Source organism: Mycobacterium sp. (assembly GCF_032159765.1).
In the GTDB taxonomy this organism is placed as follows: domain Bacteria; phylum Actinomycetota; class Actinomycetes; order Mycobacteriales; family Mycobacteriaceae; genus Mycobacterium.
On record NZ_JAVHWM010000165.1, the window covers coordinates 21,075 to 40,311 of the forward strand.

The window sequence follows — 19,237 nt, forward strand, 5'->3', positions numbered from 1 at the left end:
CACATGACCGAACGCGTGAAGTGGACGCCGCTGCCCGTGCCGCTGGCGGTCCAGACTCCCGACCGGATTCCCAAGCAGCGCTACTTCGATCCCGAGTTCTACGCCATGGAGACGGAGCTGTTCTGGCCCCGGGTCTGGCAGATGGCGTGCCGGCTGGAGGAGATCCCCAAACCTGGCGACTTCGCCGAATACGAGATCCTCGACCAGTCCATCATCGTGGTCCGGGTCGACGCCTCAACGGTGCGCGCGTACTACAACTCGTGTCGCCACCGGGGCATGAAACTCGTGGAGGGCCACGGGTCGCGTCGCACCCTGGTATGCCCGTTCCACGGCTGGTGCTGGGGGCTCGACGGGAAGAACACGTTCGTGCTGCGGCCAGAGGAATTCGACGAAAGCAACCTCGGCGGCGAGGATCTCGCGCTCGTGCCGGTCAGGTGCGAGCTGTGGGGCGGTTGCGCGTGGATAAACCTCGACGACGACGCACCGCCGTTGCAGGAGTGCATCGAGCCGTTCGCCTCGCGGCACGACGAGTGGAAGGTCGACGCGCTGCGTGTCGAGTGGTGGAAATCGTGTCTGCTGCCGGTGAACTGGAAGCTTGCGACGGCCGCCTTCATGGAGGGCTACCACGTTCCGCAGACCCACCCGCAGCTTCTGCCGAGCTCGCACCACCCGGAATCGTCGTCGGTGCATCCCCTCGTGCAAACCAGCCTGTACTTCATGAAGACGCTCGGATCTGGCATGGGCGGCATGACCCACGAGAACGACATCCGGATCGCCGAAGGGCTGCAGCATATCTCGCTTCCCGACGACCCGATGCAGGCGATGGCCGCCTGGCGCGGCGCCGTCAACGATGCCGTCACGCAGTGGCACCGGGCCCGCGGGTGCGACTTTCCCGACCTGAACGATCTGGACCGCCGCAACATGCTCGACCCGATCGGCTTCTGCTTCCCGCACTACTTCCTGCTGCCGCAATACAGCAGCGCATCGTCATACCGGATCAGGCCGCTGGGCCCCGAGCAGACGTTGTTCGAGGTCTGGTCGCTGACGCGCTACCCCGACGACCGCTCCCAGGGCAGACCGACTCCGCCGGACCCGCTCGCACCGGACGACCCGAGCTGGCCCACCATTCCCGCGCAGGATTTCTCTAACCTGCCCAAGCAGCAGAAGGGACTGCACGCCAAGGGCTTTGAGTACATGCGCTTGTCAAGCGAGATCGAGGGACTGATCTCGAACTTCGAGAGGGTGGTCGACGGCTTCCTGGCCGGGCTGCCGTCCGAGCGTTTGGTTCCTGCGATTCAGAAGACCAACACGACCATCGACGTGCCGATCGTCGACCTGGGACTCTCCGACCGAGTGCCGGCCTTATGAACTGGGACAAGTCAGTCGACTTGCTGATCGTGGGCAGCGGTGGCGGCGGGATGGTCGCCGCGCTGGCAACCCTTGACGCCGGCCTCGAACCGCTGATCGTCGAGAAGCAGTCGCTGGTAGGCGGATCCACGGGAATGTCCGGCGGAATGGTGTGGATGCCGAACAATCCCTTGATGCGTGCCGAGGGGGTCGCGGATTCGCAAGAGGACGGCCTCGCATACCTGGCCGATGTCGTCGGAGACATTGGCGCAGCGTCCTCCCTGGCGCGTCGCGAGACGTTTCTTTCTGCTGGCTCCGAGATGCTGACGTTCCTGCTGCGCAAGGGTGTTCGACTCAATCGGTGCGAAGGCTGGAGCGACTACTACCCAAACCACAAGGGCGGCAACGCAGCCGGCCGTGCGGTGGAGGGTGACCCGTTCGACGCGGCCGAATTGGGTCAATGGAGCGACAAGGTCCAGCCGCCGCTGGCCAAGAGCTACGGCTACATTATGAAGACCAACGAAGTCCGGTCAGTGCAGTACTTCAACCGGGCGCCAAGCGCTTTCACGGTCGCTACCCGGGTGTTCGCGCGCACGGCGGCAGCCAAGGCGCGCCGTCGGCAACTCCTGACCAACGGCGCGTCGTTGATCGCCCAGATGCTGAAACTTCTCATCGACTTCGGTGACGGGAACCCCGCGCTGTGGATGGAGACCGCGATGGACGACCTCGTGGTCGAGGACGGACGTGTGGTGGGAGCACGTGTGGTCCGCAACGGGCGCCCGGTGAATGTCGAAGCCCGCAAGGGAGTTTTGTTGGCGGCCGGGGGATTCGGGCACAACGCGGAGATGCGCCGCAAGTACAGCGGCGATCAGCCCAACGAGGCCAAGTGGTCGATTGCCAACGCCGGCGACACCGGCGAGGTGCTGGCCGCGGCGATGGAGCTCGGGGCGAAAACGGACATGTTGGACGAGGCGATCTGGTTGCCCACTCCCGTCGCGGCGGCCTCTGCCGGGTCATTGGTGGCGGCCCGTCAGCGACCGGGGGCGATCCTTGTCGACTCCGCCGGCAGGCGTTTCTGCAACGAGTCGAACTCCTACCTGGAGGTCGGCAAGGCCATGTACGCAAACAAGGCGGTGCCGTGCTGGCTGATCTTCGACGAGGGTTACACCCGCAGGTACGCGTCGACGTCAAACCCGCTCAAGCGGGGTCTGCCCGCCGAGCCGATCGAACAGGGTCTCATCAAGCGTGCCCACACCATTGCCGACCTGGCAGGCCAGATCGGCGTCCCCGCAGACACTCTGGCGGATACGATTCAGCGGTTCAACCGGTATTCCGCGAAGGGCCTGGATCCCGATTTCGGGCGAGGGCAGTCCGCGTACAACGACTGCCTCGGCGACCCGGGGTATCGGCCGAACGCGGCGATCGGACCGTTGGACATCGCGCCGTACTACGCGACTATGGTGATTCCGTCCGACGTCGGCACCTGCGGCGGTGTGATCACCGACGAGCATGCTCAGGTGCTCGACGAGCGGGATCAGGTGATCGAGGGCCTCTACGCCACCGGCAACACCACCGCCACAGTGATGGGACGCACCTACCCCGGCGCGGGTGCGAGCATCGCGAACACCATGGTGTTCGGGTACGTCGCCGCCCGGCATGCGGCGGGACGACGGGTGGCCGGGGAACACTAGCCCGTACTCGCCGAGTTCTGCACCAGGGCTGTGGTCAGTGCGTAATCACGACCCTGGCGCAGAATTCGCGGAGCCCTCGCCGTCGCCGCCCTCGATGAAATCCCTTGGCTTCAAGCCTGAATCGATGAGCTGACGCCGGCGCTCCTGCACGTCTGTCGCCGCACCGACCATGTTCGTCAGGATGTGGCTGACCTGCAGGTGCACCCGCATGCCCATCAACTCGTAGGCGCGCTTCACGCTGTTCTTCACCGCCATCAGCGTGGTCAGCGGGATCTGGCTGAGCTTGCGGGCCATTTCCTCGACGGTGTCCTCGAGGTCTTCGCGCGGCACGACCTTGTTCAGCAGTCCCCACTCGAGGGCTTCTGCAGCAGACAGCGTCGGAGCCAGCAGAAGCCAGTCCATGGTGCGGTGCCAGTTCATCAGCAACCAGGGCTCGATCATCGTGTGCCCGCCGGGCTCGCCGAGACTCTGTGCCAGCGGCATCTGGAAGTACGCGTCGTCGGAGGCCACGCAGAAGTCGGTCAGCAGACCCAGGTAGATCCCGCCGCCCATGCAATAGCCGTGGATCTGGGAGATGGTCGGTTTGGGGAACTCCCACAGATACAGCGTCGGCCACAGGAACAGGTCGGCAGTGCCTTTGTACAGCGACTCGAACGTGTTGCCGAAATCGGGGTACGGGTTCTCGTCAGGTCCCCATCGCGCCACGTGTCCGCCGCAGAAGCCCTTGCCGTTCGCCTTGATGATGACGACCTTGATCTCGCCGTCGCGGTCGGCGTCGCGCAGGCATTCGTCGACTTCGGTCACCAGCTGGGCGTCCTTGGTGTTGGCCTTGTCCGGACGGTTCAGGATGATCCGCGCAATCGGCGGCTCGCGCTCGTAGATGACCGCTTCGAGAGTGCGCTTCTGCATGGCCGTTAGACTAGGGGCACCAGCGTCGATCCGGCCATCACCGGGGAGCTTTCGGAAGAACAGCCAGGGCGGCCCAGTAGACCCGAACGGGTAGGCCCGTCACAGCCGTCGAGAGCGGCCACGTGCGTTTCGCGTGGCAAGCGGGGTGGTACCGCGGCGCTCGCGCAACGGCGCGTCGTCGTCCCCGTGCCTTGGATGACACAAGCGCACAGGAGACGCAGGAGTGACTGGGAGCGCGTACCCGCGCACCGAATTGGGCGCTGACCAGCGTGGTGGTTCGCCGAACTTCCCGAAGCTCGAACTCGAGGTTCTCGACTACTGGGCTGATGACGACACCTTCCGGGCCAGCGTCGCCCGTCGCGACGGTGCCGAGGAATACGTGTTCTACGACGGGCCGCCGTTCGCCAACGGGCTGCCGCACTACGGGCACCTGCTGACCGGTTACGTGAAGGACATCGTGCCGCGGTATCGCACGATGCGCGGCTACAAGGTCGAGCGTCGCTTCGGCTGGGACACCCACGGGCTGCCCGCCGAACTCGAGGTGCAGCGCGAGCTCGGCATCACCGACAAGTCCCAGATCGACGAGATGGGCATCGCTGAGTTCAACGAGGCGTGCCGGGAATCGGTGCTTCGCTACGCGAACGAGTGGCGTGAGTACGTGACTCGCCAGGCTCGCTGGGTCGACTTCGACAACGACTACAAGACGCTCGATCCCACCTTCATGGAGTCGGTGATCTGGGCGTTCAAACAGTTGTGGGACAAGGGACTTGCCTACGAGGGTTACCGGGTACTGCCGTACTGCTGGAACGACGAAACCCCGCTGTCCAGCCACGAGTTGCGGATGGACGACGACGTCTACCAGAGTCGACAGGATCCGGCGATCACCGTCGGATTCCGCGTAGTTGGCGGTCATCTTGACGGCGCATACCTTCTGATCTGGACGACGACGCCGTGGACGCTGCCCTCAAATCAGGCGGTCGCGGTGAACCCGGATGTCGAGTACGTTGTGGTGCGGTCAGGCGAGCGGCGTTTTGTTTTGGCCGCCGCGCGGCTGGGTGCGTATGCGCGCGAATTGGGCGAAGAGCCTGACGTCGTTGCGACCTATCGGGGTGCAGACCTGCTTGGTACGCGTTACTTACCGCCGTTCCCGTATTTTATAAACTCCGCCAACAGCTTTCAGGTGCTGCCGGGGGAGTTCGTCACCACCGAGGACGGCACCGGCGCCGTCCACATGTCGCCCGCCTACGGCGAGGACGACATGGCCGTCGCGGCGAAGGCCGGCATCACCCCCGTGACGCCTGTCAACTCCAAGGGCCGCTTCGATGCGAGCGTTCCGGACTATCTGAACCAGCACGTGTTCGACGCGAACCCGAACATCATCCGGGATCTCAAGAACGGCACAGGATCTGCGGCTGCCAACGGCGCCGTGCTGCTACGTCACGAAACCTACGACCACTCCTACCCGCATTGCTGGCGGTGCCGCAATCCGCTAATCTACCGCGCGGTGTCGTCGTGGTTCATCAAGGTCAGCGAGTTCCGCGACCGGATGGTCGAATTGAACCAGCAGATCACCTGGTACCCACAGCACGTCAAAGACGGCCAGTTCGGCAAGTGGCTCGAGGGTGCACGTGACTGGTCGATCTCTCGAAACCGCTACTGGGGCACACCGATTCCGGTGTGGATATCTGACGATCCGGAGTACCCGCGGATCGACGTGTACGGCAGCCTCGACGAGCTCGAACGCGACTTCGCCGTCCGGCCGGATAACCTGCACCGCCCGTACATCGACGAGCTGAGCCGGCCCAACCCCGACGATCCCACCGGCCGCGCCACGATGCGCCGCATCCCGGACATCTTCGATGTCTGGTTCGACTCTGGCTCCATGCCTTATGGGCAAGTCCATTACCCCTTCGAGAACGCCGACTGGTTCCAGACTCATTTCCCTGGCGACTTCATCGTCGAGTACATCGGCCAAACGCGCGGCTGGTTCTACACACTGCACGTGCTCGCGACCGCGCTTTTCAACCGTCCCGCGTTCACCACGTGCGTCGCGCACGGGATCGTGTTGGGCGACGACGGGCAAAAGATGAGCAAGTCGCTGCGTAACTACCCGGACGTCAACGAGGTGTTCGACCGCGACGGCTCCGACGCGATGCGATGGTTCTTGATGGCGTCGCCGATTCTGCGCGGCGGCAACCTGATCGTGACTGAGCAGGGAATTCGCGAGGGTGTGCGTCAGGTGTTGCTGCCGTTGTGGAACGCATACAGCTTCCTGGCCCTTTATGCACCGAAAGTCGGTGTGTGGCGGACGGATTCGCAGCAAGTACTAGATCGCTACATTCTCGCCAAGCTCGCGGAGCTGCGTGACGACCTCACCGAGGCACTCGACGTCTGCGACATTTCCGGCGGATGCGAGGAACTACGACAGTTCACCGAGGCACTGACGAACTGGTATGTGCGGCGCTCACGCCAGCGGTTCTGGGATGAGGATCCCGAAGCGATCGACACCCTGCATACGGTCTTGGAGGTGACGGCCCGGTTGGCGGCTCCGCTGCTCCCGCTGACCACCGAGGTGATCTGGCGCGGCGTCACAGGCGAGCGTTCGGTTCATTTGACCGACTGGCCTGAAGCCGGCGTGTTGCCGTCCGACCCGGAGTTAGTGGCCGCGATGGATCTGGTGCGTGAGGTGGCCTCCGTGGCGTCGTCGGTGCGGAAGGCGAAGAAACTGCGAGTCCGCCTGCCGTTGCTTAAACTGACTGTAGCCGTTGATAATCCGGAGCGGTTGGCGCCCTTCATCGACTTGTTGGCCGACGAGTTGAACGTCAAGGCCGTCGAGCTCACCGACGACATCGCAGCGTTCGGGCAATTCGAGTTGGCGGTCAACGCCAAGCTTGCCGGGCCGCGCCTGGGCAAGGATGTCCAGGCAGCCATCAAGGCGGTGAAGGCCGGCGAGGCCGTGGTGAACGACGACGGAACCCTGACCGCGGGACCCGCGGTGCTGCAACCCGAGGAGTACTCGTCGAAGCTCGTTGCGGCCGAACCGGAATGGACGGCCGCGCTACCCGACGGTGCCGGGCTCGTCGTGCTCGACGGCACTGTCACGCCCGAACTCGAGGCCGAGGGCTGGGCCAAGGACCGCATCCGCGAATTGCAGGAGCTTCGCAAGAATACCGGCCTGGACGTGTCCGACCGGATCAGCGTTGTGATCGCCGTACCGGCTGAGCGCGAGGACTGGGCCAATGTGCACCGCGACCTGATCGCACGCGAAATCCTGGCCACCAGGTTTGAATTCGGCGAACCGTCGGAGAGTGTCGAGATCGGCGACGGCGTGCGGGTGGCCATCGCGAAGGCGTGATGTGGCCGCCGAGTGGCCAATCGGCGTGCTCGCTATCCGGGCTTGACGGCCCGCCAGCGTTGTTCGCCTGCGTGCGTTTCGGTCTCCACGTCGGTGAACCCGACGCGGCGCAGCCGGTCCGCCATCGTCGAGGGGTCAACGGGATTACAGGTGTCGCCGATGTGCATGATGCTGAACATCCGCGAAGGCACGCCGTCGCTGCCCGCGAACGCCCCGCCGGGCTGCAGAACCCGGAACACCTCACTGAACATCTGGTCCTGCAGCGCTGGCGTCGGAATGTGGTGCAGCATCGTGAAACAGACCACCGAATCAAAATCCGAGTCAGGCAACTGCAAGTCGGTACCGTCGCCCTGAAGGATGCGGGCACGATCGCCGTACTTCTTCTGGAGACGGGTCGCCATCGGCCCGTCGATCTCGACAGCGGTGAGCGAAGTCCTGGGAGCAAGCGCCCGCAGGTTTGCGCCGTAGCCCGGCCCGATCTCCAGTGTCGTGTCTCCGAGCTTCATGTCGCCCAGGACCCACGGCAACAATTTCTTCTCGACGGTCTTGGCCCAGTATTCCGAGTTACAGCACAGCCGGTGCACCAGATTCATCGCCATAGCGCCGACCGTAGCCTCTCAACATGGAACGGTGGGTGCTCCACCTCGACATGGACGCGTTCTTCGCGTCCGTCGAGCAGCTGACCCGGCCCACGCTTCGCGGGCGCCCGGTACTGGTAGGCGGGCTCGGCGGACGTGGCGTCGTCGCCGGCGCCAGCTACGAGGCCCGGGTATTCGGCGCCCGCTCCGCCATGCCGATGCATCAGGCCCGTCGCATGGTGGGCATTCACGCGGTCGTGCTGCCGCCCCGCGGTGTGGTCTACGGCGTCGCGAGCCGCCGGGTATTGGCTACGGTGCGCGCGACGATGCCTGTGCTGGAACAACTCTCGTTTGACGAAGCGTTCGGCGAGCCCGCCGAACTCGCCGGCGCAACCACCGCAGTCGTCGAGCGGTTCTGCGAGGAGCTGCGGGCCAGAGTCCGCGACGAGACGGGCCTGGTGGCCTCCGTCGGCGCCGGCTCGGGCAAGCAGATTGCCAAGATCGCGTCTGGACTGGCCAAGCCCGACGGCATCAAGGTCATCTCACGGGACGAGGAACGCCTGCTGCTGGCGGGGCTGCCGGTGCGCCGGCTGTGGGGGATTGGCCCCGTCGCCGAGGACAAGCTGCACCGGCTGGGCATCCAGACCATCGGTCAGTTCGCGGAATTGACCGACGCTGAGGTCGCCGACGTCCTCGGGGCGACGGTAGGGCCTGCGCTGCACCGGCTCGCTCGCGGCATTGACGATCGGCCCGTCGCCGAGCGCGCCGAAGCCAAGCAGATCAGCGCCGAATCGACCTTCCCCGAGGACCTCACGACACTGGACCAGCTGCATCAGGCGGCCACACCCATCGGCGAGCACGCGCATCGGCGGCTGCTCAACGACGGCCGCGGCGCGCGCACGGTGACCGTCAAACTCAAGCGCTCAGACATGAGCACGCTCACCCGGTCGCTGACGTTGCCCTACGCCACAGCCGACGCGACCACGTTGATCGCGGCTGCCCACCGGCTCCTTCTCGACCCGGTGGAAATCGGGCCCATTCGTCTTGTGGGCGTTGGCTTTTCAGGACTCACCGAAGTGCTCCAAGAGCCGCTGTTCCCGGACCTGCACAGCTGGGACCAGCCGACGGACACCCAGTCGGCGAACGCGCCGACGACGACGGCACCTCCCGGTTGGCGCATCGGCGACGACGTGCATCATCGGGAATCGGGTCACGGGTGGGTGCAAGGCGCGGGGCACGGCGTGATGACCGTGCGGTTCGAGACCCGTGCCAGTGGCCCGGGCCCGGCGAGGACACTGCCGATCGACGACCCCGACGTGAGCCGGGCCAATCCGGTAGACAGCCTGGACTGGCCGGAGTTCGTCAACGGGCTGGTCGACGAATCAACCCCAGCAACGGATGATCTCGCCAACGGGTGATCCTGTGGCCAGTGCCGCCATCAGCAGCACCCGCGCCTGCGCGGGGCTCAGCCGGGGTACGGCAACGGCACCGGCCCTGACCAGTTCCGCGCCCGGCCCGTAGGTGGGGCTCACCGCTCCGCCCGCAACCCGCGTCGACAGCGCCACCGCAACCCCATCGGCGCAATGCCGGCGAACCGCGTCGACAATCGCATCGCCCGCGTTGCCCGAACCCGTCGCTTCGAGCACCAACCCGCGCGCACCTGCGGCCACGCACGCATCGAGCGCCACCGCGTCAGCGCCCGCGTAACACGCGACGACGTCGACCCGCGGCGCCGACGCCGCCCGCGCAGACCCGAAGAACGGCCGCACTTTCGCGCCGGCGTAGTGCGTCCCCGCGAACCCGCCGGCGATCTTGCGCATCCCGAGCGGAACGAGGACCGCGCCGGCGAACGCGATCAGGACGCCCATCCCACGGTTGTCTGCCTCAGCGGCCGCTGCGATCGCGCCGCGCAGATTGGCGGGGCCGTCCGCGTCGGGGGAGTCTGCCCCTTTCGCCGCACCCGTGAGGACCACGGGCGGGGCACCGTCATAGGTGAGCTCCAGCCACAGCGCCGTCTCCTCCATGGTGTCGGTCCCGTGGGTGACGACGATTCCGTCGGCGTTGTCGTCGACGGCGTCGCGCACGGCTGCGGTGATCGTGTCCCAGTCCGCCATCGTCAATTGCGAACTGTCCTTGCTCATCAGGTCGACGACCTCGACGTCGCTGTCCCCGGTGTCGCCGAGAAGGTGCTGGCCGGTCCGGGCTGGCCGCAGCACGCCGTGCTCGTCGGCGACCGAGGCGATGGTCCCGCCTGTGGTGAGCACGACGATGCGCGTCATGCCCGAATCATGCATCACTGCAAAAAGGGGCGTTGATGGGCTGGCCGTTGAACCGCTTTGGGAGGATGGACATGTGAGTGAGGAATCCACTGTGGAGCCGGTCACCTCGGATGACGACGCGGCGACGCCCCGGCCGCACCGTCGGGTGGGTTTGCTCGTCGCGGTCGCGGCCGTGGTCCTGGCCGTGGACATCGCGACCAAGGTCGCCGCCGTACGACTCTTGGTCCCCGGCGAGCCCGTCTCGATCATCGGCGACACGGTGACGTGGAATCTGGTGCGCAACTCTGGTGCAGCGTTCTCGATGGCCACCGGGTCGACGTGGATTCTCACCCTGATCGCATTGGCCGTGGTGGTCGGCATCGTCTGGATGGGCCGGCGTCTCGTGTCGCCATGGTGGGCTCTGGGTCTCGGCTTGATTCTGGGCGGCGCCCTCGGCAACCTTGTCGACCGGATCTTCCGTGCGCCCGGGCCGCTGCGCGGACAGGTCGTCGATTTTCTGTCCGTCGGCTGGTGGCCGGTGTTCAACGTCGCCGACTCCTGCGTGGTCTGCGGCGCAGTGCTCCTCGTGGCGCTGTCTCTGTTCGGATACGACTTCGACAGGCCGGGCAGACGCAGACCGGATGACGAGCGCGCCGAGGAAGCACCCCGCACCGGCGAAAGCACAGATGACTGATCGGTCCATGCCGGTCCCTGAGGGGCTGGGCGGGATGCGCGTCGACGCCGGCCTCGCCCGTCTTCTCGGGTTGTCCCGGACCGCGGCCGCGGCGCTCGCGGAGGACGGGGCCGTGGATATCGACGGCGCAGCCGTGGGAAAGTCCGATCGGCTGACCCCTGGCGCGTGGCTGGAGGTGCGGCTGCCCGAACCTCCTGGCGCGCCGGAGAACCGCGTCGAAGAAGTCGCCGGGATGACCGTGCTCTACGCCGACGACGACATCGTCGCCGTCGACAAGCCGGCGGGTGTGGCCGCCCATGCGTCGGTCGGATGGACGGGGCCAACCGTCCTCGGTGGCCTGGCCGCCGCCGGCTTCCGCATCACGACGTCGGGGATACACGAGCGCCAGGGCATCGTGCACCGGCTGGACGTCGGCACCTCCGGCGTCATGGTCGTCGCGCTATCGGAGCGGGCATACACGCTGTTGAAGCGGGCGTTCAAGCAACGCACCGTCGACAAGCGGTATCACGCCGTCGTGCAGGGCCACCCCGACCCGTCCAGCGGCACCATCGACGCGCCGATCGGCAGGGCCCGGGGAAACGACTGGAAGTTCGTGGTCAGCGAGGGCGGCAGGCACAGCATCACCCACTACGACACGGTCGAGGCCTTCCGCGCCGCCAGCCTCCTGGACATCCACCTGGAAACCGGCCGGACACATCAGATCCGGGTGCACTTCGCGGCGGTGCACCACCCCTGCGTCGGCGATCTGACCTACGGCGCCGACCCCGTCTTGGCGAAAAAGCTCGGCCTCGACCATCAGTGGCTTCACGCGCGGTCGCTGGCGTTCACGCACCCTGGCGACGGCCGCCAGATCGAGATCACCGCGCCGTACCCGCCCGACCTGCAGCACGCGCTGGACGTGCTGCGCGCCCACGGCGCGTGACCGACTCCCGCCGCACCGGACTGCTGTACGGCGCAGGCGCGTACATCTGGTGGGGGTTGTGCCCCGGGTTTTTTCCGCTTCTGTTGCCCGCCGGTTCGCTGGAGGTGCTGGCGCACCGGTACGTGTGGACCGCGGTGTTCCTCGTAGTGGTGCTGATCTTCGCGCGAAGGCTCGGCGACATTCGCCGACTGGACCGTCGCGCCTGGCTGTTGCTGGCGGCCGCGTCGGTGCTTATTGGAATCAATTGGGGCACATATATTTTCGCGGTGTCGCACGGTCACGTCGTCGACGCCGCCCTCGGATACTTCATCAACCCGCTGGTCTCGGTGGCCCTCGGGGTGCTGGTCCTTCGGGAGCGGATTCACCGATTGCAGCTCGTCGCGCTGGCAATCGCGGTCGCGGCGGTCGTGGTGCTGACCACGCAGGTGGCAGGGGTGCCTGTGATCGCGCTTGCTCTCGCCAGCTCGTTCGGGACCTACGGGCTGGTGAAGAAGGTGGTGAGGGCCGATCCGCGGGTCAGCGTGGCGGTCGAGTCGCTCTTGGCGCTGCCCGTGGTCGGCGCGTACCTGATCGCGCTGCAGGTCATGGGAACAGCGCATTTCACGGGTTACGGCACGGGCCACACCGTGCTGATGGTTCTGGCAGGCCCCGTGACCGCGATCCCGCTGCTGCTGTTCGCGGCGGCGGCGCAGCGGCTGCCGCTGATCACTCTGGGGTTGCTGCAATATCTGAATCCCGCGCTGCAGATGGCGTGGGGTGTGCTGGTCGGCCACGAGGAGATGCCGACAGCGCGGTGGGTGGGGTTTGCGTTGATCTGGGTAGCGCTCGTGGTGCTGACGATCGACGGGTTGACGCGCAAGCGTCCAGAGAAGGTTGTAGCCGCCGAAGATGATGCCGCGCGGGCGATCTGAGGCGCCCGAAGGGTACCTTGTGGTCGGGATATAGCAAATTCTGGGATGTCGTTTTGGTCGATCTCCAATGCTTGCCCTCGTTCATGGCTTAACATCCGCTTGAGCAAAATCTTTCACGAACGCAAAAAGCCCGCTCCATCAGCCCAGGAGACCAGAGAGCCCCGTGAACCCGTTAACTTCCTGTGAGACTGGTCCGCTCGCCGCCGAGTCGGACCGGCATCAACGTTCGACGACCGTTGAGCGGCCGGTGCGCCTTCGCTACATCGGCGCAGCGCCTTCGGTGGAGGCTGGCTACGCGCGGTATATCGGGCGGGTGGCGGCGTTGGCAGTGGCGTTGGGTGTGGGCGCGGCCATCGCGTCGGCGCCCGGAGTGGCTTTCGCTGACGGCACTGGGTCGGCCGGTTCGAGCGGTTCGTCGTCGTCGGGTTCGGCCTCCTCGGCGGGCACGTCGAGTACGTCGTCTACGTCGTCTGCGCCGGGTGGTTCGGCGTCGCCGGGTTCGTCGACGACGACTCCCACGGGGTCGTCGGGTACATCTGCGTCGGGGGAGTCCTCGCCGTCGAGTGGTTCGACGGCGTCGGGCGGCTCGTCGTCAGGTGTGTCGGCCTCCGGTGGAGCAACCACGTCGGTGTCGAGCAGCGCGGGTGGTTCGTCGTCGGGCTCGCCCAGTGGTGCGGGTTTGGGATCGTCGTCCACGAGTCTGCTGCCAAAGTCATTGACGGGTCCGTCGGGCAAGCGCCACCGCAGCGCGATCTCGGATAGCGGGGGTGCTTCGTCGGGTGCGGCCAGCCCGGACACCAGCGGCAGCCTGAGCAGTAAGAGCAGCAGCGTGGGCAGCGACACCGGCAGTAAGTCGTTGAGCCCGACATCGGATTCGGCGCCTGGCCTGCGATCGGCAGCAATCACGTCGGGCGGCTCCACGGGCGTGGTGTCGTCGGCTGAAGTGGTGCCGTCGGTGTCGAGCTTCTCGCTGGCGTCCCATCCGGTTGTGACGGCGCCGGTCGTGCAGCCGCCGACGAGTGTGGTGGCCGGGGTGTTGTCGTGGTTGGGGGTGGGCTCACAGTCGGCTGCCGGTGGTCCCGGTGGTCCTGCGGGGACGCCGCTGGCGTGGGCGGCCCTGGCGTTCGCGCGCCGCGAGGTTGGGGTGTCGGGCGTGCGGGCAAAGTCCAGCATTGTGGCCACGGGCGCCGATCCGGGCGTGAGCAGCTTGACGGTGGGTTCAGGCCCGGCATTGGCGGCTGCACCGCTGCTGGCGCCTTCTCCCGCGGCGGCCGCGCCGGCAAATCCGATCGAGGATTTCATCCGGATCTTCATCGGCGACGGCACCGCGGATCATCCGAACGCGGGCCTGTTGATCGGCAACGGCTTCGGTTACGACGCCTCCACCTGCACGGGCGGGACGGCGTGTAACGGCGGCAGCAGTGGGCTGATTCTTGGCAACGGCGGAGCGGGTTTCAACGGTGGTGACGGCGGTGCGGCCGGACTGTTCGGGGACGGCGGACTCGGCGGTAACGGCGTCATCGGTGTCAACAACGGAAACGGCGGTAACGGCGGATCCGGCGGGTGGGTCTTGGGCAACGGCGCGCACGGCGGGGCCGGGGCGGCCGGGGTGGCCGGGATCAACAACGGCGACGGCGGTGCCGGCGGGGCGGGTGGTAACGCGGGCTTGCTGTCGGTGCTCGGCAACGGCGGTGTCGGCGGTGCCGGCGGGGCGGGTGCGCCCGGCGGCTCCGGCGAAAACGGTATCGCGGCGGGTGATTTGGGCACTGACGGCCAAGCCGGTGGGGCTGGTGGGGCTGGCGGGGCAGGCGGCAATGTGGGTCTGTTCTCGGTGCTCAGCAACGGCGGTGCCGGCGGGGCAGGCGGGGCTGGCGGCGGCGGAGGGGCCGGTGGCAACGGTGTGAACGGAAGCGCTGCCACCGTTGTCGGGGTCAAGGGCGGTGACGGCAGCGCGGCCGGTAGCGGCGGGATGGGCGGCGCTGGCGGGATGGGCGGGGCCCGCGGTACCAGCTCGTTGTTGTTCGGCAAGGCTGCTATTGACGGCGAAGGCGGCAACGGCGGTGCCGGTGGCATCGGCGGGGTGGCAGGTAACGGCGGCAACGGCATCGACGGTACCGACGGCGCCTTCGGCACGATTTTTCACCTCGGCACAGGCGCTGGCGCGAGCGGCAGTGACGGCGGCAACGGCGGCGCGGGCGGTAAGGGCGGCGCGGGCGGTAACGGCGGCGCGGCCGGGGGCGAGTCAGCCGTCGCGGGACTGAACGGCGACGGCGGTCACGGCGGAGCTGGGGGTAACGCTGGGGCGCCCGGCAACGGCGGCACCGGCGCCGACTCCGTGAGCGCGGCACTCACTGGCGGCGCCGGTGGTAACGGCGGTAACCCGGGCTCGGTTGGGGCTGGTGGAACGGGCGGAGCGCCAGGGACCGGCGGCTTTACCGGCAGCGGCAGCACCGGCGGTAACGGCGCGAACGGTATCTCGGTCACCAGCGGCGGCAACGGCGGCAAGGGCGGGGCAGGTGCCGACAACACCGGCAACGGCATCCTCAGCTTCAACCTCGGAGCCGGCAGCGACGGCGGGGCCGGCGGTAACGGGGGTTCGGTCGGCAACGGCGGCGACGGCGGTAAGGGCGGCAACGGCGCCAGCGGCAATGCGGGTGCACACGGCGTTGACGGGCAAGGCACCGCCGGAACCGGCGGCGTGGACGCGGGCAGAGGCGGCAACGGCGGGGCCGGCGGCTTGGGCGGCTCCGTTTCAGGTAACGGTGGCGCCGGCGGCGCCGGCGGGCTCGGCGGTAACGGGGGCAGCGGCGGCGGCGGCGGCAACGGCAAAACGGGCGGCTACGACACATCTGGTCAGGATGGCGGCGGCGGCGGTAAGGGCGGCAACGCCGGCGCCGGCGGCGCCGGGGGGGCAGGCGGGCAGGCCCTGGGATCGGGTAACGGCGGGGTCGGCGGGGCCGGTGGGGCCGGTGGGGCCGCCGGGGTCGGCGGCTCTGGCGGCCACGGCGGTGGAGACGGCTTCGTGCTGCCCTCCGGCGGGTTATACGAAGAACACAGCGGTAGTGGTGGCAATGGCGGTGGTGGCGGCGTCGGTGGGGTCGGCGGGGCCGGTGGGGTCGGCGGCGCGGCCCACGGGTCCGGCAACGGCGGCGCTGGTGGGGTCGGCGGCGCGGCCGGCGGGTCCGGCAACGGCGGGGCCGGTGGTGCCGGTGGCTACGACCAAGGTTCTTACGACAACTCTTTCACCGGTAGTGGCGGCACCGCCGGTTCCGGCGGCGTCGGTAACGTCGGTGGGGCCGGCGGCGCCGGTGGCGAAGCCTACGGGTCCGGCAACGGCGGGGCCGGTGGAGCCGGTGGAGCCGGTGGAGCCGGTGGAGCCGGTGCAGCCGGCGGAGGCGGCGGCGCCAGCAACGACGTCTTCGGCGGGCAAGGTGGAAACGGAAGCTCGGGTGCCAGCGGTGGTGCCGGCGGCGCTGGCGGCGCCGGCGGCAGGGCCGACGGGTCAGGCGGCGGCGGTGCCGGCGGCCTGGGCGGCCCCGGTGCCAGCGGCGGTGCCGGCGGGCAGGGCGGCTACGGCGGCACATCTTTCACCAACGACCTATTCAGCGGCGGCGGCGGCGGCCGCGGCGGCAACGGTGCCAGTGGGGGCGCCGGCGGCACCGGGGGTCCGGGCGGCTACTCCTCCCGCGGTCCTGGTGGTAACGGCGGCGGCGGCGGCACGGCCGGTGCCGGCGGTGCCGGTGCCAGGGGCGGTGCCGGCGGGGTCGGCGGCTACGGTGGCCTTTTCCGCACCAGTCCCGGCAACGGTGGCCCCGGCGGCCCGGGCGGTAACGGCGCCAACGGCGGGGTCGGCGGCTACGGCGGCAACGGCGGCAACTCCGGCTCTTTGATCAGCTACGCCAACGGCGGCAACGGCGGCAACGGCACCAACGGCGGCGCCGGCGGCAACCACGGCGCCGGCGGGGCTGCTGGCTACGGACATAAACTGTTTGACGGCACGGGCTCAGACGGCCAGCCCGGAGGTCCAGGTTCGCACGGCTCCGGCGGCTCCCTCGGCGTCGGCGGCCTCGCCGGCACACCGAACGGTACCCCCGGCACCGACGGCACGAAGGGCCCGGACGGCACGTGATGCGGCCCGGCGCGACTGCGTAGGTCGGGACCACTTCGGGGCCGCCGTGCCGAACGGGCCTGGCCCAACGGCTGCGCGGAACGACGAACGCGCAATGACACTGGATAGGTGTTCCGACGCGGTGTCGATCTGACGCATCCTCAGTCGTCATTGAGGTGACAGGTTCGACAATGAACGTCACGGAAGGACACTCCTCATGCGGTACTGCCTGCTCATGCACTATCAGGAAGCCAGCGAAATCGGCCTGACCGAGGAAGACATGGCCCCGGCCATGGCGGCGTTCCAGGCCTACGCTCGCGATCTCGACGAGGCGGGCGTGCTCGTCACCACCCAGGTTCTCGAACCGACCGCGGCCACGACGACCGTCACCGCGCGTAACGGCGCTCCTGAGATTCAGGACGGCCCATTCGCCGACACCAAGGAGCGCCTCGGCGGCATCTTCGTCATTGAGGTCGCCGATCTGGACGCCGCACTGGACTGGGCCAACCGCAATCCGGCAACCAGTTGGGGCTCCATCGAGATCCGGCCGGTGGCGCGCACGTACACCCACGAGCGCGGCGAGTGGTTCACCCCGTAGACCCGGCGCAGTCGCGGGTCACCGGCGAGCTGAGCCGGGTGACCCGCGACTCGTACGGTCGGCTTCTCGCGCTCCTTGCGGCACCGACAGGCGATATCTGCGCGGCCCAGGACGCGATCGGCGACGCGATCGAACGTGCCCTCACCCGCTGGCCCCGCGACGGGATTCCCGCCAACCCCGAGGGCTGGATACTGACTGTGGCCCGCAACCGGCTACGTGACCTGTGGAAGTCCCACGCCCACCGGATGACCCAGCCGCTGATCGAAACCGACTCTCCTACAACTCCTTTCGAGGAGACATCAGAAGAGGCTATCCCGGATCGACGGTTGGAGCTGATGCTGGTGTGCGCTCATCCGGCGATCGCTGCCGAGGTTCGCACTCCGCTGATGTTGCAGACCGTGCTCGGTGTGGCTGCCGACGCGATCGCGGAGGCATTCGCCGTTCCCGCCGCCGCGATGGCGCAACGACTGGTGCGGGCCAAACGCCGGATCCGCTTGGCGCGCATACCTTTCGCTGCACCTGAGCGTCACGAGCTGGCCGCACGTCTGCCGGCCGTCCTGGAAGCGGTCTACGGCGCGTACGCGATCGACTGGCCGGGCCTCGGTGCCCCGGATTCGCTCTCCGGTGAAGCGCTGTACCTCGCCACACTCCTCGCGGAATTGTTGCCCGACGAGCCCGAAGTGCTCGGGCTTGCCGCGCTCGTATGCCTGGCCGAATCTCGGCGCGCGGCCAGGCGGTCGCCGGATGGTGTATTCGTCCCGCTCGATGAACAGGACACCCGGCACTGGGATCGGGAGCTCATCAGCCGCGGAGAGGCGTTGCTGTTGCGCGCGCACGGCCACGGCGCCGCCGGTCGCTATCAACTCGAGGCCGCGATCCAGTCCGCGCACTGCGACCGTGCCCGCACTGGACAGACCGACTGGGCGGCGCTGCGGCTGCTGCACCGCGGGCTCGCCGACGTCGCACCCTCTCTGGGATCGACGGTGTCGCTCGCTGTTGTCGAGGCCGAGATCGGCGGGGCCGAGCGGGGGCTTGACGCACTGGATGCGATCGGTGATCGGGCTGTCGAGAACTTTCAGCCGTACTGGGCGGCGCGCGCTCATCTTCTTGCGCGCTCAGGACAGCGGGCTGCTGCACGGGCCGCGTTCGGACGAGCCGTCTACCTGACGGCCGACGCGGGTGTCCGGGAATATCTCGCGGCGTGTCGTGCGAAACTGCCCGCATGATGGATCGGCAGCAGCGAAACCGAATCCTGGGAAAGACCAGCGCGATGATCGCGCTGATCGCAACCCTGATAGGCATCGGTGCGATCTCCTACGTGGCGTTGCAGCTCGGAGGTGGCCGAGGCACCGAGAGCACCACTTCCACCACCTCGGCAGCACCGTCGAGCCGACCGCTGGCGCCGATTGACAACATCGTGCCCCTGCCGATTCGGCCCGTGCAGGAGATCCATTCGCCGTCGGAATGTCCGCCCGAAGGAGAGATACCGCAGGTGCCGCCCACCGATGTGGTGACGCTATGCAGCTTCGATCGGGGCGCAGCCTTCGTGCTGGGGCCTCAGCCGATGGAACTGACGCTGACGCACGTGGAGTCGTTCAAGTCGATCAAGAGCGATTTCTACACCGTGCGGATGACGATGAACGAGCCGTCCAAGGCGGCCTTCGCCACGTACAGCTCCTTGCACGTCGGCTCCGAGGTCGCGTTCATCCGCGACGGCATCGTCGTCTTCGCGCCGAAATTCACCACCGCTGTCGACACGAGCGAGCTGGAGATTTCCGGCGACCTGACCGCTGACCAAGCCAATCGGATGGTCCAGTTGCTGCGCAAACTGGCGTGACTGCAACACACGCACACGACACGCCCGGA

General features: G+C 67.7%; 15 protein-coding genes. 11 read left to right on the forward strand and 4 right to left on the reverse strand.

Translation table 11 applies throughout. The features are described from left to right. Positions 1-3: 3 nt before the first annotated feature. Both QOH60_RS19595 and QOH60_RS19600 read left to right on the forward strand, forming a co-directional pair. Positions 4-1,368, forward strand: coding sequence for an aromatic ring-hydroxylating oxygenase subunit alpha (locus tag QOH60_RS19595; protein WP_526423438.1), 1,365 nt, complete (start codon positions 4-6; stop codon positions 1,366-1,368). Continuing rightward, the gene (locus QOH60_RS19600; protein WP_526423440.1) at positions 1,365-3,038 is read left to right on the forward strand and encodes an FAD-dependent oxidoreductase; all 1,674 of its coding nucleotides are present in this window, start codon (positions 1,365-1,367) and stop codon (positions 3,036-3,038) included. The genes QOH60_RS19595 and QOH60_RS19600 overlap by 4 nt, the downstream gene beginning before the upstream one ends. Before the next feature lie 45 nt (positions 3,039-3,083). On the opposite strand, the gene QOH60_RS19605 is transcribed toward QOH60_RS19600, so the two are convergent. After that, a complete protein-coding gene (locus QOH60_RS19605; protein ID WP_526423442.1) occupies positions 3,084-3,947 on the reverse strand; it encodes an enoyl-CoA hydratase/isomerase family protein in 864 nt (287 codons plus the stop codon). A gap of 223 nt (positions 3,948-4,170) precedes the next feature. Here QOH60_RS19605 and ileS point away from each other — a divergent pair, with 223 nt between their 5' ends. After that, a complete protein-coding gene (gene ileS, locus QOH60_RS19610; protein ID WP_526423444.1) occupies positions 4,171-7,302 on the forward strand; it encodes an isoleucine--tRNA ligase in 3,132 nt (1,043 codons plus the stop codon). A 32-nt stretch (positions 7,303-7,334) separates the two neighbouring features. Here the strand turns inward: ileS and QOH60_RS19615 are convergent, their stop codons facing one another. After that, positions 7,335-7,901, reverse strand: coding sequence for a class I SAM-dependent methyltransferase (locus tag QOH60_RS19615; RefSeq protein WP_526423446.1), 567 nt, complete (start codon positions 7,899-7,901; stop codon positions 7,335-7,337). Positions 7,902-7,924: 23 nt separating this feature from the next. Here QOH60_RS19615 and QOH60_RS19620 point away from each other — a divergent pair, with 23 nt between their 5' ends. Continuing rightward, complete coding sequence (locus QOH60_RS19620) at positions 7,925-9,298, forward strand: DNA polymerase IV (protein ID WP_526423448.1); 1,374 nt, start codon at positions 7,925-7,927, stop codon at positions 9,296-9,298. On the opposite strand, the gene QOH60_RS19625 is transcribed toward QOH60_RS19620, so the two are convergent. After that, on the reverse strand, positions 9,263-10,159 hold the full coding sequence (locus QOH60_RS19625) for an asparaginase (RefSeq protein WP_526423450.1): 897 nt from the start codon (positions 10,157-10,159) through the stop codon (positions 9,263-9,265). The two genes, QOH60_RS19620 and QOH60_RS19625, sit on opposite strands and share 36 nt — an antisense overlap. 73 nt (positions 10,160-10,232) lie before the next feature. Here QOH60_RS19625 and lspA point away from each other — a divergent pair, with 73 nt between their 5' ends. Genes lspA through rarD form a run of 3 tightly spaced genes read left to right on the forward strand, consistent with a single transcriptional unit; the run spans position 10,233 to position 12,665 of the window. Next, on the forward strand, positions 10,233-10,832 hold the full coding sequence (gene lspA / locus QOH60_RS19630) for a signal peptidase II (protein ID WP_526423452.1): 600 nt from the start codon (positions 10,233-10,235) through the stop codon (positions 10,830-10,832). Further along, positions 10,825-11,754 (forward strand): RluA family pseudouridine synthase, encoded by a 930-nt coding sequence (locus QOH60_RS19635; protein ID WP_526423454.1) that lies wholly within the window; start codon positions 10,825-10,827, stop codon positions 11,752-11,754. Before lspA ends, QOH60_RS19635 begins: the two co-directional genes overlap by 8 nt. After that, positions 11,751-12,665: an EamA family transporter RarD gene (gene rarD, locus QOH60_RS19640; protein ID WP_526423456.1), complete on the forward strand. Its 915-nt coding sequence runs from the start codon at positions 11,751-11,753 to the stop codon at positions 12,663-12,665. Before QOH60_RS19635 ends, rarD begins: the two co-directional genes overlap by 4 nt. A gap of 291 nt (positions 12,666-12,956) precedes the next feature. On the opposite strand, the gene QOH60_RS19645 is transcribed toward rarD, so the two are convergent. Next, positions 12,957-13,847, reverse strand: coding sequence for a hypothetical protein (locus QOH60_RS19645; protein ID WP_526423458.1), 891 nt, complete (start codon positions 13,845-13,847; stop codon positions 12,957-12,959). Positions 13,848-13,863: 16 nt separating this feature from the next. On the opposite strand from QOH60_RS19645, the gene QOH60_RS19650 reads away from it, so the two are divergent. From QOH60_RS19650 to QOH60_RS19665, 4 genes are all read left to right on the forward strand, one after another. After that, the gene (locus tag QOH60_RS19650; RefSeq protein WP_526423460.1) at positions 13,864-16,794 is read left to right on the forward strand and encodes a hypothetical protein; all 2,931 of its coding nucleotides are present in this window, start codon (positions 13,864-13,866) and stop codon (positions 16,792-16,794) included. Between the two features lie 196 nt (positions 16,795-16,990). Further along, positions 16,991-17,371 (forward strand): YciI family protein, encoded by a 381-nt coding sequence (locus QOH60_RS19655; protein WP_526423462.1) that lies wholly within the window; start codon positions 16,991-16,993, stop codon positions 17,369-17,371. After that, positions 17,356-18,597 carry an RNA polymerase sigma factor gene (locus tag QOH60_RS19660; protein ID WP_526423464.1) on the forward strand — a complete coding sequence of 414 codons (1,242 nt, stop codon included), beginning with the start codon at positions 17,356-17,358 and terminating at the stop codon, positions 18,595-18,597. Before QOH60_RS19655 ends, QOH60_RS19660 begins: the two co-directional genes overlap by 16 nt. After that, entirely contained in the window at positions 18,594-19,208 is a 615-nt protein-coding gene (locus tag QOH60_RS19665; protein ID WP_526423466.1) for a SecDF P1 head subdomain-containing protein, read from the forward strand. The genes QOH60_RS19660 and QOH60_RS19665 overlap by 4 nt, the downstream gene beginning before the upstream one ends. Positions 19,209-19,237 lie beyond the last annotated feature (29 nt).

Bases quoted from the DNA above. Each gene is read 5' to 3' on its own strand.
- QOH60_RS19635 (WP_526423454.1), top strand. From the start codon at position 10,825: ATGACTGATCGGTCCATGCCGGTCCCTGAGGGGCTGGGCGGGATGCGC.
- QOH60_RS19615 (WP_526423446.1), bottom strand. From the start codon at position 7,901: ATGGCGATGAATCTGGTGCACCGGCTGTGCTGTAACTCGGAATACTGG.
- QOH60_RS19620 (WP_526423448.1), top strand. From the start codon at position 7,925: ATGGAACGGTGGGTGCTCCACCTCGACATGGACGCGTTCTTCGCGTCC.
- QOH60_RS19605 (WP_526423442.1), bottom strand. From the start codon at position 3,947: ATGCAGAAGCGCACTCTCGAAGCGGTCATCTACGAGCGCGAGCCGCCG.
- QOH60_RS19625 (WP_526423450.1), bottom strand. From the start codon at position 10,159: ATGACGCGCATCGTCGTGCTCACCACAGGCGGGACCATCGCCTCGGTC.
- QOH60_RS19665 (WP_526423466.1), top strand. From the start codon at position 18,594: ATGATGGATCGGCAGCAGCGAAACCGAATCCTGGGAAAGACCAGCGCG.
- QOH60_RS19600 (WP_526423440.1), top strand. From the start codon at position 1,365: ATGAACTGGGACAAGTCAGTCGACTTGCTGATCGTGGGCAGCGGTGGC.
- QOH60_RS19595 (WP_526423438.1), top strand. From the start codon at position 4: ATGACCGAACGCGTGAAGTGGACGCCGCTGCCCGTGCCGCTGGCGGTC.
- QOH60_RS19655 (WP_526423462.1), top strand. From the start codon at position 16,991: ATGCGGTACTGCCTGCTCATGCACTATCAGGAAGCCAGCGAAATCGGC.